The organism is Pseudomonas sediminis, assembly GCF_002741105.1.
Lineage (GTDB): Bacteria > Pseudomonadota > Gammaproteobacteria > Pseudomonadales > Pseudomonadaceae > Aquipseudomonas > Aquipseudomonas sediminis.
This window is the reverse complement of record NZ_NIQU01000004.1, coordinates 308330-322153: the sequence shown is the minus strand read 5'-3', so window position 1 is coordinate 322153 and position 13824 is coordinate 308330. Positions and strand designations below refer to the sequence as shown.

The 13824-nt window shown below is 61.2% G+C and carries 12 protein-coding genes; all 12 read left to right on the top strand.

What is annotated here, in order from left to right:
• Positions 1–92 precede the first annotated feature (92 nt).
• The 12 genes from CDO35_RS12110 (at position 93) to tssH (ending at position 13821) form a co-directional block, all read left to right on the top strand.
• Positions 93–995 carry a D-hexose-6-phosphate mutarotase gene (locus CDO35_RS12110; protein WP_099524983.1) on the top strand — a complete coding sequence of 301 codons (903 nt, stop codon included), beginning with the start codon at positions 93–95 and terminating at the stop codon, positions 993–995.
• A gap of 434 nt (positions 996–1429) precedes the next feature.
• Positions 1430–2992 carry a type VI secretion system protein TssA gene (gene tssA / locus CDO35_RS12105; protein WP_099524982.1) on the top strand — a complete coding sequence of 521 codons (1563 nt, stop codon included), beginning with the start codon at positions 1430–1432 and terminating at the stop codon, positions 2990–2992.
• A 55-nt stretch (positions 2993–3047) separates the two neighbouring features.
• Complete coding sequence (gene tssB, locus CDO35_RS12100) at positions 3048–3554, top strand: type VI secretion system contractile sheath small subunit (RefSeq protein WP_099524981.1); 507 nt, start codon at positions 3048–3050, stop codon at positions 3552–3554.
• A 25-nt stretch (positions 3555–3579) separates the two neighbouring features.
• The gene (tssC, locus tag CDO35_RS12095) at positions 3580–5058 is read left to right on the top strand and encodes a type VI secretion system contractile sheath large subunit (RefSeq protein ID WP_017676348.1); all 1479 of its coding nucleotides are present in this window, start codon (positions 3580–3582) and stop codon (positions 5056–5058) included.
• A 6-nt stretch (positions 5059–5064) separates the two neighbouring features.
• The gene (gene tssE / locus CDO35_RS12090; protein ID WP_099524980.1) at positions 5065–5490 is read left to right on the top strand and encodes a type VI secretion system baseplate subunit TssE; all 426 of its coding nucleotides are present in this window, start codon (positions 5065–5067) and stop codon (positions 5488–5490) included.
• Positions 5480–5998, top strand: a complete 519-nt coding sequence (locus CDO35_RS12085; protein ID WP_099524979.1) for a PAAR domain-containing protein — start codon at positions 5480–5482, stop codon at positions 5996–5998. Before tssE ends, CDO35_RS12085 begins: the two co-directional genes overlap by 11 nt.
• A complete protein-coding gene (locus tag CDO35_RS22805; protein WP_143507328.1) occupies positions 5991–6902 on the top strand; it encodes a hypothetical protein in 912 nt (303 codons plus the stop codon). Before CDO35_RS12085 ends, CDO35_RS22805 begins: the two co-directional genes overlap by 8 nt.
• A complete protein-coding gene (locus CDO35_RS12075) occupies positions 6899–7927 on the top strand; it encodes a hypothetical protein (RefSeq protein ID WP_099524977.1) in 1029 nt (342 codons plus the stop codon). Before CDO35_RS22805 ends, CDO35_RS12075 begins: the two co-directional genes overlap by 4 nt.
• A 59-nt stretch (positions 7928–7986) precedes the next feature.
• On the top strand, positions 7987–8448 hold the full coding sequence (locus tag CDO35_RS12070; RefSeq protein WP_143507326.1) for a carboxypeptidase-like regulatory domain-containing protein: 462 nt from the start codon (positions 7987–7989) through the stop codon (positions 8446–8448).
• A complete protein-coding gene (tssF, locus tag CDO35_RS12065) occupies positions 8448–10238 on the top strand; it encodes a type VI secretion system baseplate subunit TssF (RefSeq protein ID WP_099524975.1) in 1791 nt (596 codons plus the stop codon). The genes CDO35_RS12070 and tssF overlap by 1 nt, the downstream gene beginning before the upstream one ends.
• Positions 10202–11209, top strand: a complete 1008-nt coding sequence (tssG, locus tag CDO35_RS12060) for a type VI secretion system baseplate subunit TssG (protein WP_099524974.1) — start codon at positions 10202–10204, stop codon at positions 11207–11209. The genes tssF and tssG overlap by 37 nt, the downstream gene beginning before the upstream one ends.
• Before the next feature lie 11 nt (positions 11210–11220).
• Positions 11221–13821 (top strand): type VI secretion system ATPase TssH, encoded by a 2601-nt coding sequence (gene tssH, locus CDO35_RS12055; RefSeq protein WP_099524973.1) that lies wholly within the window; start codon positions 11221–11223, stop codon positions 13819–13821.
• The last annotated feature ends 3 nt before the right edge of the window (positions 13822–13824 follow it).

The following is a 13824-nucleotide window of genomic DNA, read 5'->3' as shown; positions in this document are numbered from 1 at the left end:
TGGCTGGTTTGGCAAAACGCCCGTCCTCGTGATGGGCGTTTTGCTTTTTGCGTTGTCACACTATTGGTCATCTATCTCAACGAGAGGTCGTCATGAGCACCGCCCAAGTCGAACGCGTGGAACTGGATCAACTGGTCTGCTGGCGCATTCGTGCTGCCGGCAGCGAATTGCTGGTAGCCCAGCAGGGCGCGCAGATTCTCAGTTACCAGCAGGGTGAGCAGCCGCCGCTGATCTGGCTAAGCCCGGATGCGGCCTATCAGCGTGGCCAAAGCGTGCGCGGTGGTGTGCCGGTGTGCTGGCCCTGGTTCGGAGATCTACGCCGCAATCCGCAGGCCGTGCAGGCGCACTATCACCTCGAGCAGGCGTCGGCCCATGGCCTGGTGCGTGCATTGGACTGGGAGTTGCTGGGCATCGACGAGGAGGACGACGCCGTCACCCTGCGGTTTGCCTACGACACACGCGCTCAGCCGCTGGAGGGCTGGCCCAGGGATGTCGGCCTGACCTTCGTCGTGCGCCTGGCAGACGATCTCGGCATGAGCCTGGAAACCCATAATCGCGGTACGGAGCCGCTGACCCTGAGCCAGGCGCTGCACAGCTACTTCGCCGTCAGCGACGTGCGCCAAATCAGCGTCGAGGGGCTGCAGGGCTGCCGTTATATCGACACCTTGCAGGACTGGCAGGAGCTGCGTCAGCAGGAAGCGCTGCTGTTCGATGCGGAGACCGATCGCATCTACTTCGACACCGCCGCGCGACTGAGCATCGTCGATCCGGGCTGGGGTCGGCGCATCCATCTGGATGCTCGTGGTTCACGCTCGGCTGTGCTGTGGAATCCCTGGGTCGACAAGGCCAAGCGCCTGTCGCAGTTCCCCGACGAGGCCTGGCAGAACATGCTTTGCATCGAGACGGCCAACGTGCTGGAAGACATCGTGCAGCTGAAAGCCGACGAGCGGCATCGGCTGGAGTTGCGCCTGTCCAGCGAGCCGCTGCTGAACTGACAGGCACTGAGCTGGCTGGCTGTCCTGGCATAAAGCCAGCTCTCTGGACAGTGGCTGGCATCACAAAAAATAATATCAATGCGCCAGTAAGTGTGATGCGCCACTAATTTGCTAGTAAGTAATTTCTTACAACTATCCAAGGGCTTATCTGAAACGCAAAACATCGATAACAACTTGTCCTAAGTGCGGGACAAATAGTCGGCACTAGCGTTCCGGTAATAATTTGAAAGATGTCGACGAATGTTAGGTGTTTCACACTTTGGGCGGTTGCTCACCTCCGGTCATGGGGCTAGGATGCCCGACCTATAAGGATCTTGCGCAATTTGTTGCACAAACAACTGCGCAAAAAGTTGCGCACTGCGATGTTTTTTCTAAGCCATAGCGGCGATATGAGATTTCGCGGAAGTTGCCCACTTTAATAGTTGAGTCATGGAATGACGTACTCCAGCAAGCTGACCGCGCATTATCTTAATTTGGCTAGATCTCCTATTAATGAGGGGAACTTTGCCGGTGAGGATGTCCGCTATTCCAGCGAATACGAAATGCTGGAAACCGAGCTGGGCAAGGCATCGTCCCTGCATGAAACCGGTGCTATCGACTGGCAGAAGGTGCGCGACGGCAGCGAGAACCTGCTCACTACGCAATCCAAGGATTTACGCGCTGCCACCTGGCTGACCTGGGGGCTGTTCCAGCGCGAATCCTTCGCCGGCCTGCAGGCCGGTCTGAACCTTCTGCACTACCTCTGCGAGCACCACTGGCACGAACTGCATCCGCGTAAGTCGCGAACCCGTGCCGCTGCCCTCAACTGGTTGCTACCGCGGCTGGAGCAGGCGCTGGCCGAGCATGTGCCGATCAGCGAGCAATTGCCGCTGTTCCGTCGCTTGGCCGAGCACCTGCATGGTCTGGAAGCCAGCCTGTCGAGCCATCTCGGCGAAGAATCGCCGCTGCTGCTGCCGCTGTGCCGTCGCCTCGACGAGCAGATCAAGCGCGCCAGCCAGGGCCAGGCTGAGCCGGGTGCCGTGGGCGCGGCCATCGCCCAGGTCAAGCAGGTCGCCACCCAGATCATTACCGGCACCGGCCCCATCGAGAACGACAAGGACGCGCACAAGGCCCTGCGTACTCAGCAGGACGCGGCCCGTCCGTTGTGCGCCTGGTGGTTGAAGAACAAGGCCACCGATCTCAAGCCGTTGCGCCTGTCGCGCACCCTGCTGTGGCTGCCCATCGAGTCGCTGCCCGAGCGCAACGCCGAACACATCACTGCCCTGCGCGGCCTACCGGCCGACAAGCTGGCCTCCTACAAGGAGCGCTTCGCCCAGGGCGCCTATGCCGATTTGCTCGCCGACCTCGAAGCCAGCATCGCCCGTGCGCCGTTCTGGCTCGACGGCCAGCGCCTGGTCTGGGAGTGCCTGCAGGAGCTCAATGCCGAGCAGGCCATGCGCGAAGTGGAAATCCAGCTCGCCCTGTTCCTGCAACGTGTTCCCGGCCTGGACGAGCTGCGCTTTCACGACGGTGTGCCTTTCGCCGACGCCGAAACCCGCGTGTGGATCGGTGCCCACGTGCTGCCGCACCTGCAGGCTCCGGACGTTGAGAAGAAGCCTGCCGCCAGTGAACAGGGCGCCACGCCGGTCTGGGAAGAAGCGCTGCAGCAGGTGCTCCCCGGCCTGCGCAAGGACGGCCTGAAAACCGCCGTGCAGCAGCTCAAAGAAGGCATGTCGCGCGCCCGTGGCGGTCGGGAACGCTTCTTCTGGCAACTGACCCTGGCCCGCCTGTGCTTCGCCGCGAAGAAGTACGACCTGGCCAAGACTCAACTCGAATCGCTCGACCAGACGCTGCAGGCCTCCGGCCTTGGCGAGTGGGAACCCGATCTCGCTCTGGATGTGCTGCGTCTGCTGCACAACTGCTGCGAGCTCCTGCCGCAGAACCATGCGGTGCGCGACAGCAAGGACGAGATCTATCGCAGGTTGTGCCACCTCGACCTCGAGGTGGTGCTGGAGTAAGGCGCCAACACGCCCAATCAAGGCCTCCGGGCCATCAACGCAAAGGAGAACACCCATGGCCAAAGAAGGCTCGGTAGCCCCCAAGGAACGCATCAACGTCACCTTCAAACCCGCCACCGGCGGCGCTCAGGAAGAAATCGAACTGCCCCTGAAACTCATGGTGCTCGGCGATTTCACTCAGCGTGCCGACGATCGCAAGATCGAAGACCGCAAGCCCATCAGCATCGACAAGAACAGCTTCGACGAAGTGCTGGCCAAGCAGGAGCTGAACCTCACCTTCGCCGTGCCGAACCGCCTGCAGGACGAGCAGACTGACGACGAGCTGGCCGTGCAGTTGAAGATCAACTCCATGAAGGACTTCAACCCGGCCAACCTGGTCGACCAGGTGCCGGAGCTGAAGAAACTGATGGAACTGCGCGACGCCCTGGTTGCCCTGAAAGGCCCACTGGGCAACGCTCCGGCTTTCCGCAAGGCCATCGAGAGCGTGCTCTCCGACGACGACTCGCGCGACCGCGTGCTCGGCGAGCTGGGTCTGGCCGCACAAGACAAGCTCGATTCCTGATTTTCACTGACAAGGACGCATATTCATGAGCACGACTAGCGCAGCAGTAGAAGGCGGCCGTAGCGCTGCTGACCTCGGCATCCTCGACCGCATCATCGCGGAAACCAAGCTGACTCCGGACGACGAAGCCTACGACATCGCCAAGCGTGGCGTGTCGGCCTTCATCGAAGAGCTGCTCAAGCCGCAGAACGAAAACGAGCCGGTGAAGAAGGCTATGGTCGACCGCATGATCGCGGAGATCGACGCCAAGCTCAGCCGGCAGATGGACGAAATCCTCCACCATGAGCAGTTCCAGGCCCTGGAATCCTCCTGGCGCGGCCTCAAGCTGCTGGTGGATCGCACCAACTTCCGCGAGAACATCAAGCTGGAGATCCTCAACGCCTCCAAGCAGGACCTGCTCGATGACTTCGAAGACAGCCCGGAAATCGTGCAGTCCGGCCTGTACAAGCACATCTACACCGCCGAGTACGGCCAGTTCGGTGGCCAGCCGGTCGGCGCCCTGATCGCCAACTACTTCTTCGATCCGAGCGCTCCGGACGTCAAGACCCTGCAGTACGTCGCCTCGGTGGCCTGCATGTCCCACGCACCGTTCATCGCCGCCGCCGGCCCAAAATTCTTCGGCCTGGAGACCTTCACCGGCCTACCGGATCTGAAGGATCTGAAAGACCACTTCGAAGGCCCGCAATTCACCAAGTGGCAGAGCTTCCGTGAGCAGGAAGATGCCCGTTACGTCGGCCTGACCGTACCGCGCTTCCTGCTGCGCAACCCGTACGACCCGGAAGACAACCCGGTGAAGACCTTCGTCTACAAGGAAAACGTGGCCAACAGTCACGAGCACTATCTGTGGGGCAACACCGCCTACGCCTTCGCCAGCCGTCTGACCGACAGCTTCGCCAAGTTCCGCTGGTGCCCGAACATCATCGGCCCGCAGAGCGGTGGCGCGGTGGAAGACCTGCCGCTGCACCACTTCGAGAGCATGGGCGAGATTGAGACCAAGATCCCGACCGAAGTGCTGGTGTCCGACCGCCGCGAATACGAGCTGGCCGAGGAAGGTTTCATCGCCCTGACCATGCGCAAGGGCAGCGACAACGCCGCGTTCTTCTCCGCCAACTCGGCGCAGAAGCCGAAGTTCTTCGGCATCAGCGAAGAAGGCAAGAACGCCGAACTGAACTACAAGCTGGGCACCCAGCTGCCGTACATGTTCATCGTCAACCGCCTGGCTCACTACCTGAAAGTGCTGCAGCGCGAGCAGATCGGTGCCTGGAAAGAGCGTACCGACCTCGAGCTGGAACTGAACAAGTGGATTCGCCAGTACGTTGCCGACCAGGAGAACCCGAGCTCTGAAGTGCGTAGCCGTCGTCCGCTGCGTGCCGCCCAGGTCATCGTCAGCGATGTCGAAGGCGAGCCGGGCTGGTACCGCGTCAGCCTGAACGTGCGCCCGCACTTCAAGTACATGGGTGCCGACTTCACCTTGTCGCTGGTCGGCAAGCTGGACAAGGAGTAAGCACGCATGGCCTACGGCAGCCTGTTCGAGCGCCTCGGTGGTGAGGCTGGCCAACGCGCCGGCTGGAGCCGCGAGGTCGCCGCCATGGCCTCGGTGGCTGCCCATCTGGCCAAGATGCTCAGCACCCGTGCGGGCAGCGTGCAGACGCTGCCCGACTACGGGTTGCCCGATTTGAACGATATGCGCTTATCGCTGCACGACTCGCTGCAGCAGGCGCGTATCGCCATCGAACGCTTTATCGAAGCGTACGAACCCCGTCTGACCCAGGTGCGCGTGATTTCCCTGCCGCGCACTCATGACCCTTTGCGTCAGGCCTTCGCCATCGACGCCATGCTGGAAATGGACGGCATCAAGCGTCAGGTCAGTTTCTCCGCGAGCCTGGATGGCAGCGGTCAGGTCAACGTCAACCCAGGAGCCTCACATGTCCGGTAAACCCGCCGCCCGCCTGAGCGATCCCACCGCCTGCCCGATTCCCGGTCACGGCACCAACCCGATCGCTGCCGGCTCGCCCGACGTGCTGTTCGACAGCCTGCCGGCCGCCCGCCAAGGCGACCCTTCCGCCTGCGGCGGCGCCATGGCTGGCGCGGTGATTCCTACCGTACTGATCAACGGCAAGCCGGCGGCGGTGGTGGGGAGTGTGGGGAGCCATGGGAATGTGGTGGTGAGTGGGTCGGGGACGGTGATTGTTGGTAGCGCCCATACGCCCGCCGAGCTCGCTCCGTTGCTCCCGATGCCAGGTTATTTCGATGAGTTCTTCGTCCTCAAAGACGAGGAGGGAATTCCTGCTTCCAATTATCGCTACCGTATCGAAACCGGTAGTGGAGATGTATATGAAGGCATCACCGATGAAGCGGGTCGCACAAAACTGATCAGCACCGGTAAACAAGCAGAAAAGCTGAGTCTTTCGCTATTGCAGTCAGAAGGTGTCGCTCATGGCTGACAACATTATTAAACGTACGAGCTCTACGCCATCTAGTCAGCGTACAGGGCAGGTTGTCACCCTGAGTCTAACGAAACTTGCCCTTTACGAGTTCAACGTACGCTCTTTCCATCCCGGCAGGACTTTTGGCTGGAGCGGGTTGAATTTTGAAGGCGATGCCCGAGGCTTTTCCCTGGGCGCAAGTGGGATTTCAGGTGGTGTCGGAGCTGAAGTTACCTCACGGATATGGCATCGCTTCAAAATAGATACGCTTTCCGGAGAAACAATTGAAATGGAAACAGAGTCAAACGACTCTGGAAAAATAGGTGGTGATCATACTCGCTACGACGGTGCTCTAAAACCGAAAGGCGGTGCTTGGCCAGCGATGAAGAAGGAGGCCGGGGCAGTGACGACACTGCATATCGATGGAGGATATGCTGGTGAGAATCATGCATTTTTCCCCTCGGCAGAATTGAAGAGAAACTTAGGTGTAACTTTTGTTCCTAGCCTGGATGTTACTTACAAGTTTATTATCACGATTGATCGCATTGCCAAACATATGGATGTCGTTACCTATGTGACAGGTGATGGATTTCCAAATTGTGAGGCATTCATTGTTGATGCTGCGGGTACCCCAATATTTTTGGGCGTCCATGTTCGCAAGGGAGCAGCATTGTTCTCCCTGTGGGGCGACAAGAAATACCCAATGATTGCCTCAGCCATACGGCTTGGCCTGGATGATAATGGCAATTTCAATGGTCTCATTGCGAACGAATTAAAGCGTAAACAACAGAACAAGGAAAAACTCGAATTCCATCCAATCGCTGAGTGGAATGATTTTTTCCTTAGCCTTGATCCGAGCGCTGAACGTTGGATGTGGCCATGGCAGGAGCCCATGCCAGATAAGCCGAGCGTAGCCCAGTGAATAAGTCAACCTACCGTTTTTTTCAGGTGGCCATATGGATTCCAGCGGCTCTCTTTTTATCGTTGCCTTTTCTAGAGATCTTGAGCCGTGGCATGGAAAACGTTGAGAACATGTTCGTGGCTTATGGTCTTTGGTTTGGAACCTTGGCCTATCTGATTTTTGCAATGTGGGCTTCTTGGTATATCAAGGGAAAGCCAGAGCCTCTCATAGTTCGCCTTGTTTGGTGGGCGCCGGTTATGTTTATTCCGTTCTATGGGATTCCATGGATAGTGTACGGATTGTTTCATGTCGCAATGGGTGATGCATCTGGCTTCGCGATGGCTGTGCTATGGGTCGCTTTCTCACCTTACATAATCATAGCGGGTTATGTATGTGTTGCTGTGACTTTCGTTGTTTATCATATGTTCTTTAAAGCGGCCAATGCTGGGCATGAGGTTATGCATATGGCGCCGAGATCAAGCTTAAATATGACAGGGGCTGCCGAATTGTTCGGCAAAAAAGTTGAGCGCGATGTATTTGTCGGCGGTAAAGAGGATTTTGCATTCTATCCCCGAAAAACTTTCCTTGGGCAGCAGGGCTTATTTGCTTACCACACAATCTTGATGATTGCCGGCAGCGAGTTCGAAGGCTTTCGTGAACTGGTTGGGGCGGTGTTCGATCAAGTAACGATAAAGCAGGATCAAGAGAGCATATGCACGAGCGGTGACGGCGGCGGTCTGAAGCTTGCCGTACGCCAAGAGTTCAACGGCCTAATCATCGAGTTGATCACCAACTCGAAGACCTTTCTCGAGAAGCTGGATGCTTCCTTCAAGGCGCCACCACCACCTTGGTTTGCATTTCCCGACATGCAGCCCATCGAGGCGATCATGAACAAGCAGGGCAGCCTCGAATACTGGTGGGACTGGATTTGGAATCCCTTTTGGGAGCGCGCCTCTGCCGAAACTCGAGCGGATTATCTGAGTGCCCATAAGGCAAGCGATGAATGGGCCGAGTATTTGGCTGGACAAGCCAATGGCTCCGACTGATCAGGGATAGATAGATGTCTTTCAATCACTACCACAGCGAACTTGCAATGCAGAGGAAGATGGGTGCATCCCTCGTGCTTGTGGCGCTCTCGACTCTCGGTGCCTGCGTCCCCTATCCACACTCGGTGACCCGAAACCCTGCCATCGAGGGGCGTGTGCTGTCTGCCGAAACGGGGCAGCCCGTGGTGGGCGCCAGAATTGAGCTGGATATCGGCAGCGACGAATTCTGGGGCGATGAAACGGTCAGTGACGCCGAAGGCCGTTTCGCCTTTGCCGAGCAACGCGACTATCGCCTGATTGCCCTGCTGGCCGATGCGCCACGCTGTTGGACCAGGCTTTCGGTCAGTGCACCCCGTTATCGCACGCGCCGTTGCGGCTGGATCAGCATCCATGGGTGTTCGTCAGAACCGCTGGTGCTGCCGCATCTGACCCTGCAGTCGGAGCATCTCGCCGCCCTCGAAGAAGAGGCGCCAGATGACCTCTGGCATTGCATCGAATCGGCCATGGAGAAGGCCAACTAATGTCTTTCAACCACTACTACCAAAGCGAACTAACTGCCCTACGCCAACTGGGCAAGCGCTTCGCCGAGCGCAGCCCGGCGCTGGCGCCGTTCCTTGGGCAGGCTGGGCGTGATCCGGACGTCGAGCGCCTGCTCGAAGGCTTCGCCTTCCTGTCCGGGCGCCTGCGGCAGAAGCTCGACGACGAACTGCCGGAGCTGACCCACTCGCTGATGCACCTGCTGTGGCCGAACTACATGCGTCCGTTGCCGGCTTTCAGCATGCTGCAGTTCGACCCGTTAACCCGTCCCGGTCCGGCGCTGCCGGTTGGTCGTGGCACGCCGGTGGAGGCCAAGGCCATCGAGGGCGTCACCTGCCGCTTCCGCACCTGCTTCCCCACTGAAGTGCTGCCGCTGGCGTTGAACGGCCTGGATTACTCGGTCAAGGGCGACGGTGCACTGCTCAGCCTGCGCCTGGGCATGAGCGCCGACGGCCATATCGGCGAGATCGGCCTGAACAAGCTGCGTCTGCACCTGGCGGGGGAGCGTTATATCGGCCAGATGCTCTACCTGGCGCTGCTGCGCAACCTAGGCGGCATCCAGCTGGTGCTGCTCGATGCTGCTGGCAAACCGATGCAGGATGCCTTTGGCCAGACCCTGGGCACGCTGCAGCTCAAGCCCGAGAAGGTGCAGCCGGTGGGCTTCGCCGAAGACGAGGCGTTGATCCCCTACCCACTGAATACCTTCCGCGGCTACCGCTATCTGCAGGAGTACTTCGCCTTCCAGGAGAAGTTCCTCTTCGTCGACCTGCTCGGCCTGGATGCCATTCACAGCTTGCCCGAGGATCTGCTCAAGCAGGCGCGCGGCCTGGAGCTACGTTTCGATATCCACAAGGCGGGCGTGCAGCGTATCCGTCCGACCCTGGAAAACGTGCGCCTGTACTGCACGCCGGTGGTCAACCTGTTCCAGCACGACGCCATTCCGATCCGCCTCGATGGCAAGCAGGATCAATACCTGCTGCTGCCGGCCGAGTTCGATTCACAGCATTGCGGTGTGTTTTCGGTGGACCGCGTCACCGGCTGGAAGCCGGGCGGCATGGGCTACGAGGAGTACGTGCCGTTCGAGTCGTTCGAACATGACCCCAGCTTCGACGTACCGGTGGCGCGCCCGCACTACAGCGTGCGCCAGCAACCCTCGATGCTCGGCGACGGCCTGGAAACCTGGCTCAGCTTCGGACTGCGCAACCTCGACCAGCACGAGACGCTGTCCATCGAGCTGACCTGCACCAACCAGAACCTGCCGCGTCAGCTGCGCCTGGGCGATATCTGCCTGCCCAGCGAGGACACCCCGGACTTCCTCAGCTTCCGCAATATCAGCGCCGTTACACCCAGTTATGCGCCGCCGCTGCATCGCGACTTCCTGTGGAAGCTGATTTCCAACATGTCGCTGAACTACCTGTCGCTGGCCAACGTCGAGGCGCTCAAGGTGATCCTCGAAACCTACGACCTACCGCGTTACTACGACCAGCACGCCGAGCGCGTCAGCAAGCGCCTGCTCGGGGGCCTCAAGAATATTGGCCATCGCCACGTCGACCGCCTGCACCGCGGCCTGCCGGTACGCGGTGTACGCACTGAACTGACCATGAATCCGGAAGGGTATCTGGGTGAGGGCGACCTGTTTCTGTTCGCCTCGGTACTCAATGAGTTTTTCGCCCTCTACGCCAGCCTCAACAGCTACCACGAGCTGCACGTACAGAGCACACAGGGAGAGTTGTACAAATGGACGCCACGTATGGGGCAGCAGCCCCTGCTCTAACTCGATTGAGCAAAGGCATCCGCGAGTACAGCCTGTTCCAGGCCGTACAGCTGGTGCTGGAACGCTTGGGTGCTGCTCATCCGCATCTGGATGAGGAGCGCCTTTACGAATACCTGGAGTTCCAGGCCAATCCGAGCCTGGGTTTCCCTGGCAGCGATATCGATCGCGTGCAGTTCTTCGAGGAGCACGGCGAGCTGCGCGCGCGCATGCGCGTCAACCTGGTCGGCCTGTTCGGCGGCGGTTCACCATTGCCGGCCTTCTATAGCGAGCAGGCTCTGGGCGACAGCGAGGACGGCAACCCGACCCGCGACTTCCTCGACCTGTTCAACAACCGCCTGCAGCGCCTGTTGCTGCCAATCTGGCAGAAGTACCGCTACCGCGCCTGCTTCCAGAGCGGGGCGATGGACGCTTTCTCAGCGCACCTGTTCGCCCTGATCGGCCTGGGCAGCGAGCAGATTCGCCAGGCCCAGGAGCTGAACTGGAAGCGCTTGCTGCCCTATCTCGGCTTGCTCAGTCTGCGTGCTCACTCGGCGGCGCTGATCGAGTCGGTGCTGCGTTACTACTTCAAGCACGCCGAGTTGTTCATCGAGCAGTGCCTGGAGCGCCAGGTGGTGGTGCTGGAAGAGCAGCGTAACCGCCTCGGTCTCGCCAACAGTCGCCTCGGAGAGGACACGGTGCTCGGCGAGCGCGTGCGCGACCGTGGCGGCAAGTTTCGTATCCACGTGCGCCAGCTGGGCTGGACGCGCTTTCACGAGTTCCTGCCGATCGGTACGGGCTATCAGCCGCTTTGCGCGCTGGTGCGTTTTACCCTGCGCGACCCGCTGGACTACGACATCCGCCTGGAGCTGCGCCAGGACGAAATCCGCGACCTGCGCATTGGCGAAGGAAACCCCTGCCTGCTGGGCTGGACCACCTGGCTCGGGCGTGAGAACGCCGATGGCCTGGTGACGCTCGGTAGCAAGATTCATTAAGGACAGATGAAATGATCAACGTCGACCTGCAACAACTGGTTCAAGCCCTGGACGCCGCGAGCAAGCGCGACCTGGAGATGGCCGCCGAACGCTGCGTGGTACGCGGCGGCAACAAGATCCTCGTCGAAGACCTGCTGCTGGGCCTGCTCGAGCGCCCGGAGAGCCTGCTGGCGCGTGCCCTGCAGGATGCCGAGATCGATGCTGGCGAGCTGGCCCAGGCGCTGCAGCCACGTGGCGAACACAGCGAATCGCGCAACCCGGTGTTCTCTGCAGAACTGGTGCAGTGGCTGCAGGACGCGCTGCTGGTGGCCAACCTGGAGCTGGGAGCCAGCCAGATCGACCAGGCCGCGCTTATCCTCGCCCTGCTGCGCAACCCCATGCGCTATGCCGGCAGCCGTTATCAGGCGCTGCTGGGCAAGCTCAACGCCGAGCGCCTGCGCGACTTCGCCCTCAGCCAGCAGCCGCAGACTGCGGGCGGCAAGCCGGCGGCCGGTGGCGAATCGAACCTGGCGCGCTTCACCCACAACTTCACCCAGCAGGCCCGTGACGGCAAGCTCGACCCGGTGCTGTGCCGCGATGGCGCGATCCGCCAGATGGTCGACATCCTTGCCCGTCGCCGCAAGAACAACCCCATCGTGGTCGGCGAGGCCGGCGTCGGCAAAACCGCCATCGTCGAAGGCCTGGCCCTGCGCATCGCCACTGGCGAGGTGCCGCAGGTGCTCAAGGGCGTCGAGCTACTGTGCCTGGACCTCGGTCTGCTGCAGGCTGGCGCCAGCGTCAAGGGCGAGTTCGAACGCCGCCTGCAGGGCGTGATTGACGAAGTGAAGGCCTCGCCCAAGCCGATCATCCTGTTCATCGACGAAGCCCACACCCTGATCGGCGCCGGTGGCCAGGCCGGCAGTGGCGACGCCGCCAACCTGCTCAAGCCGGCCCTGGCCCGTGGCGAGCTGCGTACCATCGCCGCCACCACCTGGAGCGAATACAAGAAGTACTTCGAGAAGGATCCGGCTCTGGCCCGCCGCTTCCAGCCGGTGCAACTGCACGAGCCTACTGTCGACGAGGCGGTGACCATCCTGCGTGGCCTGGCGCCGGTGTACGAGAAGAGCCACGGTATTTACTTGCGCGATGACGCCGTGGTTGCCGCTGCCGAACTGTCGGCGCGCTACCTGGCCGGCCGTCAGCTACCGGACAAAGCCGTGGATGTGCTCGACACCGCCTGCGCCCGTGTGCGCATCAGCCTGGCTGCTGCGCCCGAGGCGCTGGAGCGTCTGCGCGGCGAGATTGCCGAGGGCGAGCGCCAGGGTGAGGCCATGCGCCGTGACCTGGACGCCGGTCTGAATATCGATCACGAAGCGTTGGATACGCTGGAAAACCGTCTGGTCGCCGCCCGCGCCGAGCTGGAACAGGTGGAAACCCGCTGGGCCGTGCAGCGTGAACTGGCCGAACGCCTGCTGGAACAGCGCAAGCAATGTGCCGCGGCGCGTCTGGGTAACGACGAGGACGCCAGCGACGAACCACGCCCGAGCCTGGAAGAGCTGGAAGCCGAACTGCGCGCCATCCAGGCCGAGCTGGCTGCCGCCCAGGCCAGCGAGCGTCTGGTCAGCTTCGAGGTCTGCCCGCGCCTGGTGGCCGAAGTGATCAGCCACTGGACCGGCGTGCCGCTGAGCCAACTGGCGCGTGAGCACAACACCAAGGTCATCACCTTCGCCGACGACCTGCGCCAGCGCGTGCGTGGTCAGGAGCAGGCGATCCAGGCGCTGGACAAGGCCATGCGCGCCACCGCCGCCGGCCTCAACAAGCCCGATGCACCAGTGGGCGTGTTCCTCCTGGTCGGCCCCAGCGGCGTCGGCAAGACCGAGACAGCCCTGGCCCTGGCCGACCTGCTGTACGGCGGTGAGCGCTTCCTCACCGTGATCAACATGTCCGAGTTCCAGGAAAAGCATACCGTCTCGCGGCTGATCGGCGCGCCGCCCGGCTACGTCGGTTATGGCGAAGGCGGCATGCTCACCGAAGCGGTGCGGCAGAAGCCTTATTCGGTGATCCTCCTCGACGAGGTGGAAAAGGCCGATCCGGACGTGATGAACGTTTTCTACCAGATCTTCGACAAGGGCGTGGCCAACGACGGTGAAGGGCGCGAGATCAACTTCCGCAACACCCTGATCCTGATGACCAGCAACCTGGCCAGTGAGCGCATCGCCAACCTCTGCGCCGGCGGCGAGCGTCCGGCCGCCGAGGACCTGGAGCTGGCCATCCGCCCGCAGCTGAGCCAGCACTTCAAGCCGGCCCTGCTCGGCCGTATGCGCGTGGTGCCTTACTACCCGATGGACAGCGGCCTGCTGCGCCAGCTGGTCGGCCTCAAGTTGGCCCGTTTCGGCGAGCGCCTGGCCCGTCGTCAGCTCGCCTTCAGTCACTGCGACGGCCTGGTCGAGCACCTGGCCGAGCGCTGCACCCATGGCGACAGCGGCGCGCGCCTGATCGATCACCTGATCGACCAGCACCTGCAGCCGCTGGTGGTCGACCGCCTGCTCGATGCCATGGCCGCTGGCGAAAGCCTGCAACGTGTGCACGCCACGCTGGATGGCGATGCGGCCGTGACCTGCGAGTTCGCCTGAGGT